The following is a 21614-nucleotide window of genomic DNA, read 5'->3' as shown; positions in this document are numbered from 1 at the left end:
CGCACAGCACACAGCCCGCTGAACCCCGTCGTTCAACTCCCAAGACAACGCCCAGACAGGCAAACACGCAGAAAGAAGGACAGGAAATGCCGCTGTCGGACAGCTACATCTTCGATCTGGACGAGAACGTCACACGCACATCGGTGACGTACAACAACAGGTACGGGATCACCATCGCGGCCGACCTCTATCGGCCGAAGGACTTCGACGAGTCGCAGAAGCACCCGGCGATCGTCATCGGCCCGCCGTACGGCGGCGTCAAGGAGCAGGGACCTGGGGTGTACGCCCAGGAACTGGCCAAGCGCGGATTTGTCGCCCTGGGGTTCGACCCGTCCTACAACGGCGAGAGCAGCGGTGAGCCCCGGCACATCGCCTCGCCGGAAATCTTCGCCGAGGACTTCAGCGCCAGCGTGGACTTCCTGGGCACGCTGCCCTACGTGGGCCGCGACAGGATCGGTGCGATCGGCATCTGCGGCAGTGGCGGGTTCGCGCTGAACGCCGCGCAGGTCGACCAGCGGATCAAGGCCGTGGCGACGGCAGCCATGTACGACATCAGCGGCGTCACGCGCGGCGGGTGGCAGGACACCATGAGCGACGAAGAGCGCCAGGCAGGGCTCAACAAACTCGCGGAGCAGCGTTGGAGTGACGTCGATGCGGGTGAGCCCGCGCTCACGCCGATCTTCCCCGCCGAGATCCCGGATGGCCTTGACCCGGTGACCAGCGAGTTCTTCGAGTTCTATGTCACCGATCGTGGTCGGCATCCTCGGTCGATCGGCGGGTTCACCGTCACCAGTGGAATGTCCCACATCAACTACGGGGCGCTGCGCCACCTTCCGGACATCGCCCCGCGGCCGATCCTCCTCATCACCGGTGAGCACGCTCATTCCCGCTACTTCAGCGACACCGTCCACGAGCAGGCGACCGGTCCCAAGAAGCTGGTGGTGGCTCCCGGCGCGCGGCACATCGACCTCTACGACCGCACCGACCTGATTCCGTTCGAGGAGCTGGAGGAGTTCTTCACCAAGAACCTCGCCTGATCACCAAACCCTGGCGATCGCCGCAGGTTTCGGGCGTCAGGCATCGCCGACAGGCCGGACCAACGCTGTCGGCACAGCGACGGCCGCACCCCCCTCGTACCACTGTGCTCGCGCTTGTGCCTGCCACCCAACTCGACGACTACGACTATTTGTCGCTCGGTGATCGAGACCGGGAGGGGCGGCGAATCCGCACGAACTGAAGCCCCGCAATGAGATTGCCGAAAGAGAGTCCGTCCATGACGACCCCTGTCGCAGCCGAAAGACTTATCCATCTCCGGGCAGCAGACGTGAGCCTGGTACTCGACCTGAGAGGCACCGGCCTGCCCACGGTGCTCCACTGGGGCGCCGATCTCGGCGACCTCACCCAGGACGAGCTGTCGCAGCTGGCCGAGGCCGTCACCATGCCGAACATGCCGGGATTCGACGACGTCGTACCACGGGTCGCGCTGCTGCCCGAGCACGGCACCGGATGGCCCGGGCAGCCCGGTCTGACCGGGCACCGCCAGGGCGCCGACTGGTCACCCCTGTTCACCCGCGACTCGGTGGAGACCGACGGCCCCTCGGTACGGATCCGGGCCACCGACGAGGCCGCCCGGCTCAGCCTCGCCCTGGAAGCCGGACTCACCCCCTCCGGCCTGGTGCGCATGCGGGCCACCGTACGCAACGACGACACGGTACGGCCGTACACGCTCGACGGGTTGATGCTCGCCCTGCCGGTCCCCGACTCCGCCACCGAACTGCTCGACCTCACCGGCCGCTGGTGCCGCGAACGCTCCCCACAACGCCACCCGTTCAACGCCGGTACCTGGCTGCGCGAGACCTGCAGCGGGCGCACCGGCCCCGACGCCGCCCTGGTCCTGACGGCCGGCACGCCGGGCTTCGGATTCGGCACCGGCGAGGTGTGGGGTCTGCACATCGCCTGGAGCGGCAACCACCGGATCCTGGCCGAACGGCTGCCCGCCGGCCGCCCAGTCATCGCCGCCGGTGAACTGCTCCTGCCGGGCGAGGTGATCCTGGGCCCCGGCGAGGAGTACACCGGTCCGTGGCTCTACGGCTCCCACAGCAACCGGGGCCTGGACGGTCTGTCCGCGCGCTTCCACGACCACCTGCGCGCCCGCCCCGGCCACCCGCACCGTGCCCGGCCGGTGGTGCTCAACACCTGGGAAGCCGTCTACTTCGACCACGACCTCGACAAGCTCACCCACCTCGCCGACCTCGGCGCGCAGGTCGGCGTGGAGCGCTTCGTCCTGGACGACGGCTGGTTCCGCCACCGCCGCGACGACCGAGCGGGGCTCGGCGACTGGTATGTCGACGAGACCGTCTGGCCCGACGGCCTGGGCCCGCTGATCGACCATGTCCGCTCGCTCGGGATGGAGTTCGGCCTGTGGGTCGAACCGGAAATGGTCAACCCCGACTCCGACCTGGCCCGTGCACACCCCGGATGGATCCTGGCCACCGGCGGCCGCACCCCCGCCGACCGCCGCTCCCAGCAGGTCCTGGACCTCACCCACCCCGAGGCCTACGCCTACATCCTTCAGCGGCTCGACGCCCTGCTCACCGAGTACGACATCGCCTACCTCAAATGGGACCACAACCGCGAACTCGTCGACGCCGGCCACTCACCGGGCGGCGAGCCCGCAGTCCACGCCCAGACCCTCGCCGTCTACGCCCTGCTGGACGAACTGCGCACACGCCATCCCGACCTGGAGATCGAATCCTGCTCCAGCGGCGGCGGACGGGTCGACCTCGCCATCCTCGAACGCACCGACCGCGTCTGGGCCAGAACTTCGTCGCCGAACTCACCGAGGTCGTCCCGGAGGACCGCATCGCCTGGCACACCGTGGAGGGCGTGCACCACGCGGGCGTGGTGACCTTCCACCGGCTCAGCGACACGTCGAGCCGGGTGACCCTGCAGATCGAGTACGACCCCCAGGGGTTCATCGAGCACCTCGGCGCCCTCACCAACCTGGACTCGGCCCTCGCCAACTACGACCTCGGCGAGTTCCAGAAGCTGGCCGAGACGACGGCGGCGGCCGGCTGACAGAGGTCCCGGCGTCCCCAACCTTTTGAACATGTTCAAATCCAGGCGTACGCTGCTGCCATGAGCGACAGAGCCGCCCAACTCCGGGGCATCCGCGCATGGCTGGTTTTCTTCGTCGTCTGCCTGGTGCTCAGCGGGGCCACCGCCTTCCCGCTGGTCCATGAACTGCGCTGGACCGAGGAGGTCCTGCGGCACCTGCCCGCGCCGGACGCCCTGATGGACTGGATCACGCGCGTCCGGCGCGGGCTCGACACCGCCGACGCGGACCACCCCTTCCTCCTGTACGGCACGGACTGGCTGGCCTTCGCCCACCTGGTCATCGCGGTCGCCTTCTACGGCCCCTACCGCGACCCGGTCCGCAACATCTGGGTCGTCGAGTTCGGGATGATCGCCTGCGCGGGGATCATCCCGCTCGCCCTGATCTGCGGACCCATCCGGGGGATACCGTTCTGGTGGAGCGTGATCGACATGTCGTTCGGGGTCATCGGGATCGTCCCGCTGTACGTCCTGCGGAAGAAGATCAAGCGGCTGGAGGCGCTCACCCCGCCCAACGTCCAGGCGGTGCCCGCTACTTGAGCGCGGCGGCGACGATCCGGGCGACGACCGGGTTCGCGTCCTCGCTCTTCGCGTCGGTCGAGTTGACCGAGTGGACGAGCGTGCGGCTCAGGTCGCGGGTGCCGGCGATCGCCGAGTTGTAGCCGTACCGGCCACCGGACTTGAGCCAGTACACCGTCCCGCCGGTCTCGAAGCGCCGGAGGCCGCCCGCGCTGTAACTGGCTCCGGTGATGTCCGCCGGGACCGAGAACACCTCCCTCATCAGCGGCCGCGGCACGATCCGGCCCCGGAAGAGACCGGTGAGCAGGCGCTCCAGGTCCGCGGTCGTGGAGATCATGTCCCCGGCCGCGAACCGGTCCGCCTGGTTCCACTCCGTGACGTCCAGGAGCTCCGTGGTCCCGTCGGCCCTCGGCACCGCCTGGTAGCCCCGGTTGTGCGGGCCGCGAATGCGCGGGTCGGTGCCGGGGAAGTACGTGTCCCGCATCCCGGCCGGCGCCAGCACCAGCCGGGTGGCCTCCGAGGCGTACGGCCGTCCCGTCGCCCGCTCGATCAGCAGGCCGAGGAACGTGTAGTTGATGTTGAGGTAGTGCTGGCGCTTCCCCGGGCGGAACTCCGGCTCCTTCGCGCCCGCGGACGCCGCCACCCGCTGCGGGCCGAGCGTCTCGAAGCGGCGGGCGTACACCTCCTCGAAGGTGGTGCCGAGGTCGTCGCCCGCCGGGATGCCGCTGGTGTGGTTCAGCAGCTGCCGGACGGAGACCGGCCGGAACCGGCTGCCGAGGAGCCCGGGCAGGTAGTGCTGGACCGGCGTGTCCAGGTCGATCCGCCTCTCGTCCGTCAGGCGCAGCACGGTTGCCGCCGTCACCACCTTCGTCGTCGACCCGGCCCTGAAGCGCGCATCGGGATCGGCCGGCCGCCCGCTCTCCAGGTCGCGCACGCCCGAACTGCCCCGCCACCTGCCGTCACGGCCGCCGACCCGCACCAGGGCGGCGGTGGCGTCGGCGTCGGGGAGCCCCGCCAGCGCGGCGCGCAGTGCCTTGGCGTCCGGTCCGCAGGCGGTGTCCGCGTTCGCGGGGGAGGCTGGCAGGGCGGCGGCCAGGGGCGCGGCGAGGGCACCGGCGAGGAGACTTCTGCGACGGAGGTCACGCACGGGTCTACTCCAGGGGGTGTGGGATGTGTGTGATCATCCTGCGGGGCCTTCGAGGCGGCGTGATCCTCACCGAGGAGGGGCTCGACCCCGGGAAAGCCCTGAGCAACTCCCTTTTCGTCTAGGGGAGTTGCCCGGAGAACCCCCCTAGGGGAGAAAAAGTGTTATCGCGGAGCCCTTCACTCCGTCTCCACCTACGCACGCACGAAGGGGCACCACGAAGGGTCACCGCCCGGAAAGGACGACGTGGACACGCGGCAGTGGCGCGACACCATCGCGGCGGCGCAGGACGGCGACCGACGGGCGCTGGACGAGCTCGTCGAGGGCTGGCTGCCGCTGGTGTACAACATCGTCGGCCGCGCCCTGAACGGCCACGCCGACGTCGACGACGTCGTCCAGGAGACCATGCTGCGGGCCGTCGGCAACCTCGGCAGTCTGCGCGACCCGGACAGCTTCCGGTCCTGGCTGGTCGCCATCGCCATGCGCCAGATACGGGACCGGGCCCGCCGCAGGACCTCCGCCCCGCTGGACGAGTCGGCCGCGCGCGAAGCCGCCGACTTCGCCGAACTCACCGTACTGAGGCTCCAGTTGGAAGGGCAGCGGCGTGAGGTCGCGGAGGCCGTGCGGTGGCTCGACGACGAGGACCGGCAACTGCTGTCGCTGTGGTGGCTGGAGGTCGCGGGCGAGCTCACCCGGCGCGAGCTGGCCGGTGCCGTCGGGATCAGCCGGCAGCACGCCGCCGTGCGCGTGCAGCGGATGAAGGAGCGCCTGGAGACCTCCCGCGGCATCGTCCGCGCCCTCGACGGCGCCTGCCCGGACCTGCGCGAGCTGACCGCCCGCTGGAACGGCCGCCCCGACTCGGTCTGGCGCAAGCGGCTCGCCCGGCACATCCGCGGCTGCGGCTACTGCGGCGACACCCGCGAGTCCGTCGTACCGGCGGAGCGGCTGCTGGTCGGCATCGCGCTGGTGCCGGTCCCGGTGGGCTTCACCCTGTCGCTGGCCCTGGGGAGCAAGACGGCCGCGGCGGCCACGGTCGCGTCCGTGAGCTGGTCCGCCAAGGTGCTGGGCGCCCTCACCCAGCCCGTCGTCGCGGCCACCGCGGGCGCGACGATCGTCGCGGGCGGGGCCTACGTCGTCACCCAGCAGCCGGACTCACCTGCGCCGCGGGTCGCGGTCTCACCCACGGCGGCCGGCACCCATCGCCCGCCGTCGCTCCTGGCCACCCCGCCGCCTTCGCCGTCACCGTCTCCGTCCCCCTCGGCGATCCCCGCGAAGACCCTCCTCTACGGCAGTGTCGTCGACACCGTCGACCGGGCCCCCGACCCCGACACCCCGCCCGCCGCCCTGCCCCACCGGCCGGAGACCGGCATCAGCAGCACCGGCGGCGCCCACGCCGTCCTGAACCACCGCGGGGACGCCGTCACGCTCACCGGCGAGGGCTACGTCCTCGTCCGCTGGCAGATCTCCCCGCAGTACCGGCCCGGCAGCCTGGTCCCGCCCTCCTGGACCGGCCTCGAGGGCAAGCTGTTCCACGTCGCCTCGGGCGGCGGCCGCCGTATGGACGACTCCGTCAGCGCCACCGACAGCAGCGCCACCGGCATGGGCAGCTCGGCCACCGGCTACGCCGTCCTGCCCGCCGGCACCCAGCAGATGTGGCAGAACGAGTACTTCTACCTCGACGGCAGCGTCACCCTCACCGTCAACGAACGCGGCGCCGACTACGGCCTCAGCGTCTTCCCCACGACCTGGGACGCGGCCGAGAAGGACATCACCACCGGCCCCGCGCAGGGGGCCGAGCGCTACGGCCTGGTCCGCGACACCGGCCAGGACGACACCCCGGTCCCGCAGTACGTCACCCGCTCAACCCCCGCCGACCCGGCGACGGTCGCCCAGAAGTCCCGGGTCTAGCGTCACGGCGCTTGCGGGCCCTACCCCGTCGGGTCGGCCGCCCGCAGCGCGCAGAGCACGTCCACCCGGTTCGTGGTGATCGAGTCCACGCCCATCCCGGCGAGGCGGCGCATCGAGCGGCGGGTGTCGGGGGTCCAGACGGAGATCAGATAACCGTCCGTGTGGATGCGGTCCGCGAGGTCCCGGTCCATCAGGGTGAAGCGGTAGTTGAGCCAGCGTGGCTTGACCGCGTTCAGCAGGGCGGGGCGCGGGGGTGCGAGGCTGGTCCAGGTGAGCGCGATCTCCGCGGACGGGTCGGCCTCGCGGACGGCCAGCATGGCGGTGGCGTCGGCGCAGTAGTAGACGCGGTCCTGGGCTCCCTGCTCGCGGACCACGTCGACCACGCGGCGGGCGACCCGGGTCTCGCGCGTGCCGGGCAGGTCGAGCATCAGACGGTGGCCGTCGGTGGCCCGCAGCGCCTCCGCGAGCGTCGGCACCCGGCCGCCGGTCAGCCCCCGCACCTCGTCCGCGGACAGCGACAGCAACGGCCGGTCGTGCTCCCACAGCCGCTTCAGCGTGTGGTCGTGGAGCAGGACCGGTACGCCGTCCCTGGTGAGCCGTACGTCGACCTCCACCGCGTCCGCGCCCAGGTCGAGCGCGGTACGCAGGGAGCCGATCGTGTTCTCACGGACGCGGTAGGGGGCGCCGCGGTGTGCCACGGCGGTCAGCTTTTGCATGGGCCCATTGTGGTGCCGGTGCGTTGCGGGGGGTGACGCAGTGCGGGTCAGGGGGCGAGCCAGGCGGTGGTGTAGGCGTCGATCTCGTCCTTGATCCTGGACTTGCCGGGTCCGTCCAGGAAGGACGCGTCCACGGCCGCCTTCGCCAGCTCCGCCAGACCGCGTTCGTCGAGGTCCAGGAGCCTCGCCGCCACCGCGTACTCGGTGTTCAGGTCGGTGCCGAACATCGGGGGGTCGTCGGAGTTGATCGTGACGACGATCCCGGCGCGCACGAACTCCTTGATCGGGTGCTCGTCGAGGGTGCGGACGGCCCGGGTGGCGATGTTGGAGGTGGGGCACACCTCCAGCGGGATGCGGTGCTCGGCGAGGTGCGCGAGGAGCTTCGGGTCCTGGAAGGAGTGCGTGCCGTGGCCGATGCGCTCGGCGCGGAGGTGGGTGAGGGCGTCCCACACGGTCTCCGGGCCGGTCGTCTCGCCGGCGTGCGGGACGGAGTGCAGGCCGGCGGCGATGGCCTGGTCGAAGTACGGCTTGAACTGGGGGCGGGGTACGCCGATCTCGGGGCCGCCGAGGCCGAAGCTGACGAGGCCCTCCGGGCGGAGGCGGTCGTCGGTGGCGAGCCGTGTCGTCTCCTCTGCGGCCTCCAGGCCGGCCTCGCCGGGGATGTCGAAGCACCAGCGCAGCACCGTGCCGAACTCGGACTCCGCCGCCTTGCGGGCGTCCTCGATCGCCTCCATGAAGGCGCGCTCGTCGATGCCGCGGCGGGTGGAGGAGAACGGCGTGATGGTGAGCTCGGCGTAGCGGACCTGCTGGCGGGCGAGGTCCCTGGCGACCTCGAAGGTCAGGAGCCGGACGTCCTCGGGGGTGCGGATCAGGTCCACGACGCTGAGGTAGACGTCGATGAAGTGGGCGAAGTCCGTGAAGGTGAAGTAGTCGACGAGGGCTTCGGGGTCGGTGGGGACCTTGGAGTCGGGGTGGCGGGCGGCGAGTTCGGAGACGATGCGGGGGGAGGCGGAGCCGACGTGGTGGACGTGGAGTTCGGCCTTCGGCAGTTCGGCGATGAAGGCGTGGTGGAGGGGGGTGGGGGCGGGGTTGGGTGTCGTCGTCATGGGGGCCTCCCCTTGCAGGGCGCCTGGCACGATGGGTTCTTGTGCGGCGCGGTGATCGGCTGATCGAGTGCGGCCATCGTAGGACGGGGGGTGGTGGGGCCGGTGCGGGTGGGTGGGGGCGGGCGTTTTTGCGCCCACGCGGCGGAGCCGCATATCGACACAGTCCCGCGCCCCTGGATGCCTGCGGCGGCCTCTTGCTGTCCGGTGGGGGCGTGCGTAGCGCGTGCGGTTGCGTTGTGGGTCGGTGCCGGGGTGGGGGGTATCCGTCCTCGGTCCGGCGGCTCGGTCCATTGAAAATGGGGCTCGGTAACGGACGCCGGCCGCTGCGGGCGGACACCCCCCACCCCGTCCCCTTCGCGCCGTGCGCGGCGAACGGTGCGTGGGGGCGGACGCGGGCGGCTGACGGCCCGAGGGGGCGGGCGCGCAGGCGGCTGACGGTCCCGTCGTGGCGCAGGCCAACTGCAACCCCCTAGGGGCGCGGGGAACTGCGCGACCAGCCACGACGGACCTGAAGGCGCCCGACAACCTGAGCCGGCACCCCCCTTTCCGCGACCGGTAACATGGCCGCACGAACGACCAAGGGGGACATGGGCATGACGGACGGAACGCAGTCGGGTGGGGAGGCCGGGCGGGATCCCTGGGCGGCGCCGGAGAGTGGGCCGTCGTTGGAGAAGAGTTCGCCGCCGCCGTCCGTGCATGATCAGGCCACCGTGACGTCGGTGCCCAGTGACGGGTACGGCTTTCCGCCTCCCGCACCCGCGCCCGGCCCCACTCCCGGTTACGGCTACCCCGCCCCGGAGCAGGGCGTCCCCGGCCCTGGCCCCGGTCCCGGCATACCCGGTGGGCCCGGCTTCGTGCCGCCGCCTCCCATCGCGCCCGGTGGGCCCGGCGCCCCGGCCGGATACGGGTACCCCGGCTATCCCCAGGCCCCGCAGGGATACGGCTGGGCCCCGCCGATGCCCCCGCAGAACGGCATGGGCGTCGCCGCGATGGTGCTGGGCATCATCTCCTGCGTCATGTTCTGCCTGTACGGCGTGCTCTCCCTGGTGCTCGGCATCATCGCCATCGTCCTCGGCGTCAAGGGGCGCAAGAAGGCCGCGCGGGGCGAGGCCACGAACCACGGTCAGGCGCAGGCCGGCTTCATCATGGGCATCATCGGGACGATCCTCGGCCTCGCCGTCATCGTCTTCATGGCCATCGTCATCACGGCCGCGGTCACCTCCGACGACGAGCCCGACTACTACGACGGCTCCCTGCACGCCGTCCAGGTGGCACAGCAGTACTGATCAGAGGTCTCTGAGCCGCTCCCGGGCCGCCATCAACGCGAAGCCCAGGAGGTTCGGGCCTCGCCAGCGCTCCGGGTCGCCGGCCGCCTCGTCGTCCGCGGCGAGGCCGATGCCCCACACCCGGTCCACCGGACTCGCCTCCACCAGCACCCGCTCGCCGGTGTTCAGCAGGAACTCACGCAGGTCGTCGTGGGCCGCGAACTTGTGCACGCTGCCCTCGACGACGATCCCGAAGCGCTCCCGCTGCCAGATCCGCTCGTCGAAGCCGCGCACCAGGCGGCCCGCCTTCTTGGCCTGGGACGGGTGGCCGGCGGCCAGCACTAGGCGCTCGGCTTCCTGATCTTCGAAAAGCCGCGCCTTCGCCGCCATCATCCAGTGCTCGGCGGTCGCATAGGTCACTCCGTCCACCACGAACGGTGACGGCCACCACTGGCTCAGACAGCTCGCGCCGACGCGGCCGTCCGGACGCGGGCGGTGTCCCCAGAAGTGCAGATACTTGATGTGGGCGCCTGCTCGGACCTGCTTGACCAGGGCGTCCTGTGAATCGGTCTTCCCCGTGATCTTCCCCATGCACGCGAGTCTGACAGGCACCACTGACACTCCGTCCTTCCTTTTCGGGGACGACTCGACACCTGGTCGACAGATTCCGTCGCGTAACCGAAAGGCAACAACGGAATCACTTGTAGGAGTGTCATTGCTCTGTCAGGATCGGCACTCAAATCGAGCTGGAGCTACGCCACCCGCCCTCGGGACCGAGGGGTGACGGCGGAGGAGAGCGACATGCACAACCCGGGCAGTTCCACCCCGGACCGGTTCGCGGCCCAGGAGCGGTTCGCCGACGGCGCGCAGTTCATCGGAGGGCGTCTCACCAAGGGGACCTCCGGGCGGACGCACGCCGTCGTGGACCCCGCGAGCGGGGAGGAGGTCCTCACCTACGAGCTGGCGGGCGCGGCGGACGTGGATGCCGCCGTTGCCGCGGCACGGAAGGCCTTTCCCGGCTGGGCGGGCGCCACTCCCGGTGAGCGGTCCGACGCCCTGCACCGGTTCGCCACCGTGCTCGCCGACCGCGCCGAGGACTTCGCCCGCGCGGAGTCCCTCCAGTGCGGGAAGCCACTGAAGCTGACCCGGGAGTTCGACGTTCCGGGGACCATCGACAACACGTCCTTCTTCGCGGGTGCGGCCCGTCATCTTCAGGGGCAGTCCGCCGGGGAGTACTCCGGGGATCACACGTCCTACGTGCGGCGGGAACCCATCGGGGTCGTCGGGTCCATCGCGCCCTGGAACTATCCGCTCCAGATGGCCGCCTGGAAGATCCTTCCGGCGATCGCCGCAGGCAACACCATCGTGCTGAAGCCTGCTGAGATCACGCCTCTGACCTCGCTGCTCTTCGCCCAGGCGGCCACCGATGCCGGGATCCCGGACGGGGTCGTCAACATCGTCACCGGGACCGGGCAGGAGGCCGGGGAGCGGCTGGTCGGGCATCCCGATGTGGCCATGACCTCCTTCACCGGGTCCACGGCCGTCGGCAAGCGGGTCGCCGAGATCGCCACCGCCACCGTCAAGCGGCTCCACCTGGAGCTCGGCGGCAAGGCTCCCTTCCTTGTCTTCGACGACGCCGACCTGGAGGCCGCCGTCCACGGAGCCGTGGCCGGTGCGCTCATCAACACCGGGCAGGACTGCACGGCCGCCACACGCGCGTACGTGCAGCGGCCGCTGTACGAGGCGTTCGTGGAGCGCACCGCCGCGCTGATGGAGACCGTTCGACTCGGCGACCCCTTCGCTCCCGGCACCGACCTCGGGCCGCTGATCTCGCACGTCCAGCGGGACCGGGTCGCCGGGTTCGTCGACCGTGCGCGTGCCTACGCGCGCGTGGTGACGGGCGGGGAGGCGCCGGGCGAAGAGCTCGCCAAGGGGGCGTACTACAAGCCCACGCTCGTCGCCGACGCCGCCCAGGACAGCGAGATCGTCCAGTCCGAGATCTTCGGGCCCGTCCTCGTCGTGCTGCCGTTCGACAGCGACGACGAGGGCATCCGGCTCGCCAACGACACCCCCTACGGGCTCGCCGCCTCCGCCTGGAGCCGGGACGTCTACCGGGCGAACCGCGCCACTCGGGAGATCAAGGCCGGGTGCGTGTGGGTCAACGACCACATCCCGATCATCAGCGAGATGCCCCACGGCGGGTACCGGGCGTCCGGCTTCGGCAAGGACATGTCCTCGTACTCGTTCGAGGAGTACACGCAGATCAAGCACGTCATGTTCGACAACACCGCGATCGCCAGGAAGGACTGGCACCGCACGATCTTCGGGGACCGATAGCCGTTGTTCAGGCCGCCCGACCCGCGGCCGCCCACTTCCCGAAAGGGCACCAGCGCATGGAGCAGTACGAGCCCGACCGCCTGTCACCGGCCCAAGTGGCCGCCATGCGGCGCAGTTTCCGAAGCGGCCGGGCCGCCATGACCCGGCGGTCCCTGTTGCGCGCCTCCGCGGGCGGCGCGCTCGCGGTCGGCGGCCTCGGCACGCTGAGCGCCTGCGGCATCCCCGCGGCCGGCACCACCCAGGGCGGCGTCTCCGCCGACGACCACTCGGCCGAGGAGAAGGTCGTCAACTTCTCCAACTGGACCGAGTACATCGACGTGGACGAGAGCGAGAAGCACCACCCCACGCTCGACCAGTTCAAGAAGCAGACCGGCATCTCGGTCAAGTACACCGAGGACATCAACGACAACGTCGAGTTCTTCGGCAAGATCAAGCCGCAGCTCGCGGCCGGGCAGGACACCGGGCGCGACATCATCGTCCTCACGGACTGGCTCGCGGCCCGTCTCATCCGCCTCGGGTGGGTCCAGAAACTGGACGCGTCCAACCTGCCGCACGCCTACGCCAACCTCTCCCAGCAGTTCCGTGATCCCGACTGGGACCCGGGGCGGGCGTACTCCTATGTGTGGCAGGGCATCTCGACCGTCATCGCCTACAACAAGAAGGCCCTTGACGGCCAGGAGGTGAAGTCGATCTCCGACCTGCTCGACAACCCCAAGCTCAAGGGGCGCGTCGGCTTCCTGTCGGAGATGCGCGACAGCATCGGCATGACACTGCTCGACATGGGCAAGGACCCCGCGAAGTTCACCGCGGACGACTACGACGCGGCGATCGCCCGCCTCCAGAAGGCCGTCGACAAGGGCCAGATCCGCCGCTTCACCGGCAACGACTACACCTCGGACCTGACCAGCGGCGACTTCGCGGCCTGTGTCGCCTGGGCCGGGGACGTCGTCCAGCTGAAGGCCGACAGCCCCGACATCGACTTCATCATCCCGGACAGCGGATACATGACGTCGACCGACAACATGCTGATCCCCAACAAGGCCCGTCACAAGACGAACGCCGAGCGGCTCATCGACTTCTACTACCAGCCGAAGCCCGCCGCCGAGCTCGCCGCGTACATCAACTACGTGTCGCCCGTCGACGGTGTGAAGCCCGAGCTGGAGAAGCTCGACCCGGATGCGGCGAACAACCCGCTGATCATCCCCGACAAGGCCATGGCCGCGAAGTCCCACGCCTTCCGCTCGCTGAGCGCGAAGGAAGAGACGACCTTTGAAGAGAAGTTCGCGAAGCTGACTGGGGCGTGATCACCGTGACGAACAAGAACACCGACAACAGCGGCGACGTCCGCCTCGCGGGCATCAGCAAGACGTACGACAACGGCTTCACCGCCGTGCACCCGCTGGACCTGACCGTGCCCCAGGGCTCCTTCTTCGCCCTGCTCGGCGCCTCCGGCTGCGGCAAGACCACCACCCTGCGCATGATCGCCGGCCTGGAGGAGCCCACCACGGGCACCGTGCACCTCGGCGACCAGGAGGTGACCCGGCTGCCTCCCTACAAGCGGCCGGTGAACACCGTCTTCCAGTCCTACGCCCTCTTCCCGCACCTCGACATCTTCGAGAACGTCGCCTTCGGTCTGCGCCGGCGCGGCATCAAGTCGGTGAAGAAGCAGGTCGAGGACATGCTGGAGCTCGTCCAGCTGGGTGAGCAGGCCCGCAAGAAGCCGCACCAGCTCTCCGGCGGCCAGCAGCAGCGCGTGGCGGTGGCGAGAGCCCTGATCAACACGCCCAAGGTGCTCCTCCTCGACGAGCCGCTCGGCGCCCTCGACCTCAAGCTGCGCCGCCAGATGCAGCTGGAGCTCAAGCGGATCCAGACCGAGGTCGGCATCACCTTCGTGCACGTCACGCACGACCAGGAGGAGGCCATGACCATGGCCGACACGGTCGCCGTGATGAACGCGGGCCGTGTCGAGCAGCTCGGCTCGCCCACCGACCTGTACGAGAACCCGCAGACCACCTTCGTCGCCAACTTCCTCGGCACCTCCAACCTCATCGAGGCCGAGGTCGACTCCAAGAGCGGCGGCGAGATCGTCCTGAAGGCGGGCGGCGGCAAGCTGGTGCTGCCCGAGGCGCGGTACGCCGGGCCCGCGGCGACCGGCGGCAGGGTGCTGGTCGGCGTGCGCCCCGAGAAGATCACCCTCACGCACGCGGACGAGGCCGGGGAGATCCCCGAGGGCCGCAACCGCATCACCGGCACGATCGCCGACTCCTCCTTCATCGGCGTCTCCACCCAGTACGTCATCGACAGCCCCGTCTGCCCCGAGTTCGAGGTCTACGCCCAGAACATCGACCGCGACGCCCGCCTCGTGCCCGGCGCCGAGGTCGTCCTGCACTGGAACCCGGCCCACACCTTCGGTCTGGACGCCGCCCAGGACATCGACGCCGGCATCCAGGAAGAGGCGACGGTCTGATGGCGACGCTCACCGAGGCGCCACCGCCTCTGTCCCCGGCCGCCCCGGAGAAGAAGCCGCCGCGCAAGAGGGGCCGCTTCACGCCGTACTGGCTGCTGCTGCCCGGCATCCTGTGGCTGCTGGTCTTCTTCGCCCTGCCGATGATCTACCAGGCCTCCACGTCCGTGCAGACGGGCTCCCTGGAGACGGGCTACAAGGTCACCTGGCACTTCGCCACCTACTGGGACGCGCTGTCCGAGTACTGGCCGCAGTTCCTGCGCTCGATCCTGTACGCCGGTGCCGCGACGATCCTCTGTCTGGTGCTGGGCTACCCGCTGGCGTACCTGATCGCGTTCCGCGCGGGACGCTGGCGGAACCTGATCATGATCCTGGTGATCGCGCCCTTCTTCACCAGCTTCCTGATCCGCACCCTCGCCTGGAAGACGATCCTCGCGGACGGCGGCCCGGTCGTCGGCGCCCTCAACACGCTGCACGTCCTGGACGTCACCGACTGGCTCGGCTGGACGGCAGGCGACCGCGTCCTCGCCACCCCGCTCGCGGTGGTGTGCGGTCTGACCTACAACTTCCTGCCGTTCATGATCCTGCCGCTCTACACCTCCCTGGAGCGCATCGACGGCCGGCTGCACGAGGCGGCGGGCGACCTGTACGCCAAGCCCGTCACCACCTTCCGCAAGGTGACCTTCCCGCTGTCCATGCCGGGCGTGGTCTCCGGGACGCTGCTGACCTTCATCCCGGCGGCCGGTGACTACGTCAACGCCGAACTCCTCGGCTCGACCGACACGCGCATGATCGGAAACGTCATCCAGACCCAGTTCCTGCGGATTCTGGACTATCCGACGGCGGCAGCCCTCTCCTTCATCCTGATGGCCGCGATTCTCCTCATGGTCACCTTCTACATCCGCAAGTCCGGGACGGAGGATCTGGTTTAAATGGCCCTCGTCAACTGGCTCAAGCGTCATTTCGTCGTCATCGCGGGACTGCTGACACTCGGATATCTCCTGCTGCCGAACATCGTCGTCACGGTGTTCTCCTTCAACAAACCGAAGGGGCGCTTCAACTACCAGTGGCAGCAGTTCTCCACGGACGCCTGGAAGGACCCCTGCGGCGTCGCCGACATGTGCGGCTCGCTGTCGATCAGCCTCCAGATCGCCTTCTGGGCGACGGTCGGCGCGACCGTCCTCGGCAGCATGATCGCCTTCGCGCTGGTCCGTTACCGGTTCCGCGCGCGGGGCACCGTGAACTCCCTGATCTTCCTGCCGATGGCGATGCCCGAGGTCGTCATGGCGGCCTCGCTGCTCACCCTGTTCCTCAACCTGGGTGCCCAGCTGGGTTTCTGGACGATCCTGATCGCCCACATCATGTTCTGCCTCAGCTTCGTCGTCGTCGCCGTCAAGGCGCGCGTGATGTCGATGGACCCGCGCCTGGAGGAGGCGGCCCGGGATCTGTACGCGAGTCCCGTCCAGACCTTCCTCCGGGTGACCCTGCCCATCGCGGCCCCCGGAATCGCCGCGGGCGCGATGCTGTCCTTCGCGCTCTCCTTCGACGATTTCATCATCACCAACTTCAACGCGGGCTCGACCGTCACCTTCCCCATGTTCGTCTGGGGTTCGGCACAACGCGGCACGCCCGTCCAGATCAACGTCATCGGTACGGCCATGTTCCTGGTCGCCGTACTCCTGGTCCTGGCCTCGATGGTCGTCAGCAACCGCCGTAACAGGCAAAAGGCATGAGCGCCATGAGCCGTTGGACGAAGGCACTCTCCGAAGCCCAGCCGGTTCCGTACTGGCTCGACGACCCCGGCCGGCCCCACCCCGAGCCCGCCCTCACCGGCGCCGAGACCTGCGACCTGCTGGTCGTCGGCGGGGGGTACAGCGGGCTGTGGACCGCGCTCAACGCCAAGGAGCGCGATCCGCAGCGGGACGTCGTCCTGCTGGAAGGCCGTGAGGTGGGCTGGGCCGCCTCCGGCCGCAACGGCGGCTTCTGCGCCGCCTCCCTCACCCACGGGCTGCCCAACGGGCTGACCCGCTGGCCGGACGAGATCCACACGCTGCAGGAGCTGGGCGCCCGCAACCTCGACGAGATCGAGAAGGCGGTCGCCCGGCACGACCTGGACTGCGAGTTCGAGCGCACCGGCGAGATCGACGTGGCGACCGAGACGTACCAGGCGTGGGAGCTGCGCGACTGGTACGAGGAGCTCCAGGACAAGGGCCTCGCCGACGGCGTCGACTTCCTGGACGCCGACGCGGTGCGCGAGCAGGTCGCCTCGCCGACCTTCGAGGCCGGACTGTGGGACCGCCGGGGCGTGGCCATGGTCAACCCGGCCAAGCTGGTCTGGGGCCTGAAGCGGGCCTGCCTGCGGCTCGGCGTCCGCGTCTACGAGCACACCCCCGCGCTCACCCTGAAGCCGTACGGCGCCGGCATGGCCGTACGCACGCCGTACGGCTCCGTCCGCGCCCGGCAGATCGCGCTCGGCACCAACATCTTCCCGAGCCTGGTCAAGCGGGTGCGGGCGTACACCGTGCCGGTCTACGACTACGCGCTGATGACCGAACCGCTGAGCGAGGAGCAGCTGGCGTCGGTCGGCTGGAAGAACCGGCAGGGGCTCGGGGACTCGGCGAACCAGTTCCACTACTTCCGGCTCTCCGCCGACAACCGGATCCTGTGGGGCGGTTACGACGCCGTCTATCCGTACGGCGGCCGGGTGCGCGCCGAGTACGACGACCGGCCGGAGACCTACGCCAAGCTCGCCGGGCACTTCTTCACCTGCTTCCCGCAGCTGGAGGGGGTCCGCTTCACCCACGCGTGGGGCGGCGCCATCGACACCTGCTCGCGCTTCTCCGCGTTCTACGGCACCGCCCACCACGGCAAGGTCGCGTACGCGGCCGGCTACACGGGCCTCGGCGTCGGCGCGACCCGGTTCGGCGCGGACGTGATGCTGGACCTGCTGGCGGGGGAGCAGACCGAGCGGACCTCGCTGGAGATGGTCCGCAAGAAGCCGCTGCCCTTCCCGCCGGAGCCCTTCGCCTGGACGGGCATCGCCCTGACCAAGTGGTCGCTGGCGCGCGCCGACGCGCAGGGCGGCCGGCGCAATCTGTGGCTCAGGACGATGGACAAACTCGGTCTGGGATTCGACAGCTGAACGATCGTATGTGATCTGATTCACCCCAACGGGTAATCGGAACCCGCGTAATGCCTGCCAGGGGACCTCCCTCTCCCTCGTGACGCGAACAGCGTCGAGAGAGAAAGGGAGGTCTTCTCATGACTGGGGCGAAGACGGCGGTCGAGTGGCTGGCATCCGTCGCACCGGATCCCGAGGCCTGCCGCTGGGAGTGGGAACGCAACCCCCTCGGGGTGGCGCTGCTGCCGGCGGGCAAGGCCTGGGACGTCCTGATCCTGCCGGGTGAGCTCGGCTATCCGACGCTCGACGTCCTCACCCGCATCCTCGACCAACTCGGCCCGGTGCTCGTCGACTTCGGCGACGCCAGGATGGGCTTCTTCGTGCCGCCGGGCACCGCGGCCCGCTGGCTCGGCACCGGCATCCGCACGGCGGGCGCCGGGACCTGGATCGTGGTGCCGTACCCGGGCCGGGTGGCCGGGGGAGGGGTGCGCTGGCTGGTGCCGCCGGACGGTTCGGGCACGCTCACCGACCCGGCGCTGCTGGAGCTGGCGATGCACGAGGCGGCGGCCGGGCTGGCGACGGAACAGGGCGACGGCTGACCGGACGGACCCGAACCGCTGACGGGAGGTCTTGACAACCCGGATTGGTCTGGACCAAGTTGGGCGCGCTCCACCCTCCAAATCCCCCATGCCCGGAGGCCCTTGTGGAACGCACCGGACTCATCAGACCCGTCCTCGCCGCGCTGACGGCCACCTTGCTGGCCCTGCCCGGCATCACCGCGCTCTCGTCGGCCGCCCGTGCGGCCGACGCGGACCTGGCGAGGAACGGAGGCTTCGAAGCGGGACTCGACGGCTGGACCTGCTCCGCGGGTACGACGGTCAGCAGCCCTGTGCACAGTGGGAGTTCGGCGCTGCGGGCAACCCCGGCCGGCAGCGACCACGCCCAGTGCGCCCAGACCGTGACCGTCCGGCCCGACGCGCAGTACACCCTGTCCGGATACGTCCACGGCGCCTACGTCTACCTCGGCGCGAGCGGCACCGGCACCACCGACGTCTCCACCTGGACCCAGTCCGCCCCCGACTGGCAGCGGCTCACCACCACCTTCCGCACCGGCCCGGCCACCACCAAGGTCACGCTCTACACGCACGGTTGGTACGGGACGGGCGCGTACCACGCGGACGACGTGTCCCTCACCGGGCCGGGTGCCGAGGCCGGACAGCCGCCGGCCACGCCCACCGGTCTGAAGGCGGGCACGGTCACGTCCTCCAGCGTGACGCTGTCCTGGACGGCGGTCCCGGGCGCCACCGGCTACGCGGTCTACCGGGACGGCGCCAAGGTCCGGACGGTGAGCGGGACTTCGGCCTCCGTGAGCGGACTCGCACCCTCGACGGCGTACGGCTTCCAGGTCGCGGCGGTCAACGAGGCGGGGGAGTCGGCGAGGTCCGGCTCCGTCAACGTGACCACGACGGCCGGGACTTCCACGGACCTGCCCGCCCACGCCCTGGTCGGCTACCTCCACGCGAGCTTCGCCAACGGCGCCGGCTACACGCGCCTGGCTGACGTCCCCGACAGCTGGGACGTCATCGACCTGGCCTTCGGCGAACCCACCTCGGTCACCTCCGGCGACATCCGCTTCACCCGCTGCCCGGTCACCGAGTGCCCGAACGTCGAGTCGGACGCGGACTTCAAGGCGGCGATCAGGGCGAAGCAGGCCGCCGGGAAGAAGGTGCTGATCTCGATCGGCGGCCAGAACGGCCAGGTCCAGCTGACGACCACGGCCGCCCGGGACGCCTTCGTCTCCTCCGTCTCCTCGATCATCGACACCTACGGCCTCGACGGCCTGGACATCGACTTCGAGGGTCACTCGCTCTCCCTCGACGCCGACGACACCGACTTCAGGAACCCGAAGACCCCGGTCATCGTGAACCTGATCTCGGCGCTGAAGACGCTGAAGGCGAAGTACGGGGCGCGCTTCGTCCTCTCGATGGCCCCGGAGACCTTCTTCGTGCAGATGGGTTACCAGTACTACGGCACCGGCAAGTGGGGCGGCCAGGACCCGCGCTGCGGGGCGTACCTCCCGGTGATCCACGCCCTGCGCGATGACCTGACCCTGCTGCACGTCCAGGACTACAACTCGGGCCCGATCATGGGCCTCGACAACCAGTACCACTCCATGGGCGGCGCCGACTTCCACATCGCCATGACCGACATGCTCCTCACCGGCTTCCCGGTCGCCGGCGACCCCGCGAACGTCTTCCCGCCCCTGCGCCCCGACCAGGTGGCCATCGGCATGCCCGCCTCGGTGAACGCGGGCAACGGCTACGTCTCCCCGACAGAGGTCACCAGGACCCTCGACTGCCTCACGAAGAAGACGAACTGCGGCTCCTACCCCACCCACGGCACCTGGCCCGCCCTGCGCGGCCTGATGACCTGGTCGATCAACTGGGACCGCTTCTCCGGCGGGGAGTTCCAGAGGACCTTCGACGGCTACTTCGGCTGACGGTCGCGCCAGGACCGCCGCCCACACCTTCGCGAACGTCGAGTCCCGCTCGGCGTCCCCCAGGGCGCCGAGCACCGACGGACGATGCAGGGACACCGACCGCACCCGGGCGGACGAGGTGCCGTCCCAGCGTCGTACGGCGATGTTCCCCCGTGTCGCCGAGACGCTCCCCGGGTGGATCAGCACGCACGTCGGCGGGCCGCCGGAGGGCTGCCGGGCCGGCGCGTGCGCGTACACGAACGCCTGGTAGAGGTCGGAGGGGCTCAGCTGCCTGCTGTCGTAGAGCTTGTACTTCACGTCGACCGGACCGCACAGCGGCTCGCCGTCGACGGTTCCCGTGACCAGGACGTCCGGGCGGACCTCGCCGTAGGGACGTCCCGTCCGCTCCTCGTACAGGACTCCACGGTGCCGGGCCTGGTCGCGCACGGTGAGTCCGGTGCCGGAAGCCGCCTCGCGCAGCAGACGCGTGAGGAAGGCCTCGCGCGTGGTTCTCGAAGGCGACCGTCACCTGGTGCTTCCCCCGGTCCCGGCCGCCGCTACGCGACCGGCTGGCTGCTCTCGTCCCGGGCCGGCTTTCGACCGTATCGCCTGGCGGTCGGCGCCAGGAGCTGGAGGAGTACGGCGGACAGGCACCAGCTCGCCGCGACGTCCAGGGGCCAGTGGTAGCCGCGGCGGATCAGGCCGTAGGAGGTGCCGAGGACCAGAAGGGCGCAGAGGAGGAGCAGGGCGCGGCGGAGGCGGGGGGTGGGGAGGAGGGGGAGGAGGAAGAGGGTGGCGGTGCCGTAGGCGATGGCCGCTGTCGCGGTGTGGCCGGAGGGGAAGTAGCCGGTGCCCGGCGGGACCACAGGGGTGCCGGAGCGGTCGGTCCAGATCTTGAGGGGGACGACGATCGCCGGGACCAGGGCCATGAGGAGGGCTCCCGCGGTGGCCGGCAGCCACCAGCGGTCCGTGCCCGAGCGGCGGTGCCGCCAGGTCACGTAGGCCAGGGCCGCGACCAGGACGGGTACGGCCACCTGGACACTGCCCAGGTCGGAGAGGGTGCCCCCGAGGCGGTCCGGGTGGACGAGGGCGCGGCTGAGGCGGGCGTCGGCACGCAGAAGCGGCCCGTCCTCGACGACCTGCCAGGTGATCAGGGCGAAGAGGAGGGCCGGGATTCCGAGAAGGAGGAAGAAGGCCGGCCGCCCCGGAACAGGGGGGGTGGTTCCGGGGCGGCCGATCAGATCGGGTCGTCGGCCGCCCCGGGGGGTTTGGGGCGGGCGACTGTCCGATCGGTGAGGAGATCCGGAGCCGGAGGCTCCAGTTGTGTGCGCGAGGGCACGACCAGGTCGAAGCTGGGGAGGCCCCGGCCTGATGTCGCCCACAGTCCCCTGTGGGCGGGGTGTATCTCTCATCTGGAAAGAACCTACGACAGGGGGACGGC

General features: G+C 70.2%; 18 protein-coding genes and 1 pseudogene. 14 read left to right on the top strand and 5 right to left on the bottom strand.

Annotated features, from left to right (window positions below):
* Window positions 1-86 precede the first annotated feature (86 nt).
* The 4 genes and pseudogenes from OHN19_RS11725 to OHN19_RS11710 all read left to right on the top strand — a co-directional run bounded on the left by OHN19_RS11725 (window position 87) and on the right by OHN19_RS11710 (window position 3654).
* Complete coding sequence (locus OHN19_RS11725) at window positions 87-1037, top strand: alpha/beta hydrolase (protein WP_330264146.1); 951 nt, start codon at window positions 87-89, stop codon at window positions 1035-1037.
* A gap of 209 nt (window positions 1038-1246) precedes the next feature.
* Complete coding sequence (locus OHN19_RS11720; protein WP_419249517.1) at window positions 1247-2908, top strand: alpha-galactosidase; 1662 nt, start codon at window positions 1247-1249, stop codon at window positions 2906-2908.
* Window positions 2821-3078: pseudogene (locus OHN19_RS11715) on the top strand (cyclase); the annotation flags it as partial. The gene OHN19_RS11720 and the pseudogene OHN19_RS11715, both read left to right, overlap by 88 nt.
* A gap of 60 nt (window positions 3079-3138) precedes the next feature.
* Window positions 3139-3654: a hypothetical protein gene (locus OHN19_RS11710; protein ID WP_330264144.1), complete on the top strand. Its 516-nt coding sequence runs from the start codon at window positions 3139-3141 to the stop codon at window positions 3652-3654.
* Here the strand turns inward: OHN19_RS11710 and OHN19_RS11705 are convergent.
* The gene (locus tag OHN19_RS11705; RefSeq protein WP_330264143.1) at window positions 3647-4780 is read right to left on the bottom strand and encodes a serine hydrolase domain-containing protein; all 1134 of its coding nucleotides are present in this window, start codon (window positions 4778-4780) and stop codon (window positions 3647-3649) included. The genes OHN19_RS11710 and OHN19_RS11705 overlap by 8 nt on opposite strands.
* Before the next feature lie 243 nt (window positions 4781-5023).
* Here OHN19_RS11705 and OHN19_RS11700 point away from each other — a divergent pair, with 243 nt between their 5' ends.
* On the top strand, window positions 5024-6685 hold the full coding sequence (locus OHN19_RS11700; protein WP_330264142.1) for a sigma-70 family RNA polymerase sigma factor: 1662 nt from the start codon (window positions 5024-5026) through the stop codon (window positions 6683-6685).
* 20 nt (window positions 6686-6705) lie between these two features.
* On the opposite strand, the gene OHN19_RS11695 is transcribed toward OHN19_RS11700, so the two are convergent.
* Both OHN19_RS11695 and OHN19_RS11690 read right to left on the bottom strand, forming a co-directional pair.
* Complete coding sequence (locus tag OHN19_RS11695; protein WP_330264141.1) at window positions 6706-7401, bottom strand: glycerophosphodiester phosphodiesterase; 696 nt, start codon at window positions 7399-7401, stop codon at window positions 6706-6708.
* A gap of 47 nt (window positions 7402-7448) precedes the next feature.
* Window positions 7449-8507, bottom strand: a complete 1059-nt coding sequence (locus OHN19_RS11690; protein ID WP_330264140.1) for an adenosine deaminase — start codon at window positions 8505-8507, stop codon at window positions 7449-7451.
* A gap of 593 nt (window positions 8508-9100) precedes the next feature.
* On the opposite strand from OHN19_RS11690, the gene OHN19_RS11685 reads away from it, so the two are divergent.
* A complete protein-coding gene (locus OHN19_RS11685; protein WP_330264139.1) occupies window positions 9101-9793 on the top strand; it encodes a DUF4190 domain-containing protein in 693 nt (230 codons plus the stop codon).
* On the opposite strand, the gene OHN19_RS11680 is transcribed toward OHN19_RS11685, so the two are convergent.
* Window positions 9794-10363 (bottom strand): NADAR family protein, encoded by a 570-nt coding sequence (locus OHN19_RS11680; RefSeq protein ID WP_330264138.1) that lies wholly within the window; start codon window positions 10361-10363, stop codon window positions 9794-9796.
* 210 nt (window positions 10364-10573) lie between these two features.
* On the opposite strand from OHN19_RS11680, the gene OHN19_RS11675 reads away from it, so the two are divergent.
* The 8 genes from OHN19_RS11675 to OHN19_RS11640 all read left to right on the top strand — a co-directional run bounded on the left by OHN19_RS11675 (window position 10574) and on the right by OHN19_RS11640 (window position 20194).
* Complete coding sequence (locus OHN19_RS11675; protein ID WP_330264137.1) at window positions 10574-12109, top strand: gamma-aminobutyraldehyde dehydrogenase; 1536 nt, start codon at window positions 10574-10576, stop codon at window positions 12107-12109.
* A 56-nt stretch (window positions 12110-12165) separates the two neighbouring features.
* Window positions 12166-13413 carry a spermidine/putrescine ABC transporter substrate-binding protein gene (locus tag OHN19_RS11670; RefSeq protein WP_330264136.1) on the top strand — a complete coding sequence of 416 codons (1248 nt, stop codon included), beginning with the start codon at window positions 12166-12168 and terminating at the stop codon, window positions 13411-13413.
* Window positions 13410-14576: an ABC transporter ATP-binding protein gene (locus OHN19_RS11665; protein WP_330264135.1), complete on the top strand. Its 1167-nt coding sequence runs from the start codon at window positions 13410-13412 to the stop codon at window positions 14574-14576. The genes OHN19_RS11670 and OHN19_RS11665 overlap by 4 nt, the downstream gene beginning before the upstream one ends.
* Window positions 14576-15505, top strand: a complete 930-nt coding sequence (locus tag OHN19_RS11660; RefSeq protein WP_330264134.1) for an ABC transporter permease — start codon at window positions 14576-14578, stop codon at window positions 15503-15505. The genes OHN19_RS11665 and OHN19_RS11660 overlap by 1 nt, the downstream gene beginning before the upstream one ends.
* Window positions 15506-16306: an ABC transporter permease gene (locus tag OHN19_RS11655; RefSeq protein WP_330264133.1), complete on the top strand. Its 801-nt coding sequence runs from the start codon at window positions 15506-15508 to the stop codon at window positions 16304-16306. It begins immediately after the preceding gene.
* A complete protein-coding gene (locus tag OHN19_RS11650; protein ID WP_330264132.1) occupies window positions 16303-17715 on the top strand; it encodes an FAD-dependent oxidoreductase in 1413 nt (470 codons plus the stop codon). Before OHN19_RS11655 ends, OHN19_RS11650 begins: the two co-directional genes overlap by 4 nt.
* A gap of 119 nt (window positions 17716-17834) precedes the next feature.
* Window positions 17835-18293: a hypothetical protein gene (locus OHN19_RS11645; protein WP_330264131.1), complete on the top strand. Its 459-nt coding sequence runs from the start codon at window positions 17835-17837 to the stop codon at window positions 18291-18293.
* Between the two features lie 104 nt (window positions 18294-18397).
* The gene (locus tag OHN19_RS11640; RefSeq protein ID WP_330264130.1) at window positions 18398-20194 is read left to right on the top strand and encodes a glycoside hydrolase family 18 protein; all 1797 of its coding nucleotides are present in this window, start codon (window positions 18398-18400) and stop codon (window positions 20192-20194) included.
* A 536-nt stretch (window positions 20195-20730) separates the two neighbouring features.
* Here the strand turns inward: OHN19_RS11640 and OHN19_RS11635 are convergent.
* A complete protein-coding gene (locus OHN19_RS11635; protein WP_330269587.1) occupies window positions 20731-21555 on the bottom strand; it encodes a phosphatase PAP2 family protein in 825 nt (274 codons plus the stop codon).
* Window positions 21556-21614: the final 59 nt, after the last annotated feature.

The sequence above is a fragment of the Streptomyces griseorubiginosus genome (genome assembly GCF_036345115.1).
GTDB lineage: Bacteria > Actinomycetota > Actinomycetes > Streptomycetales > Streptomycetaceae > Streptomyces > Streptomyces griseorubiginosus_C.
Note: the sequence above shows the minus strand (reverse complement) of the source record. Positions and strands in the feature narration are given on the sequence as shown.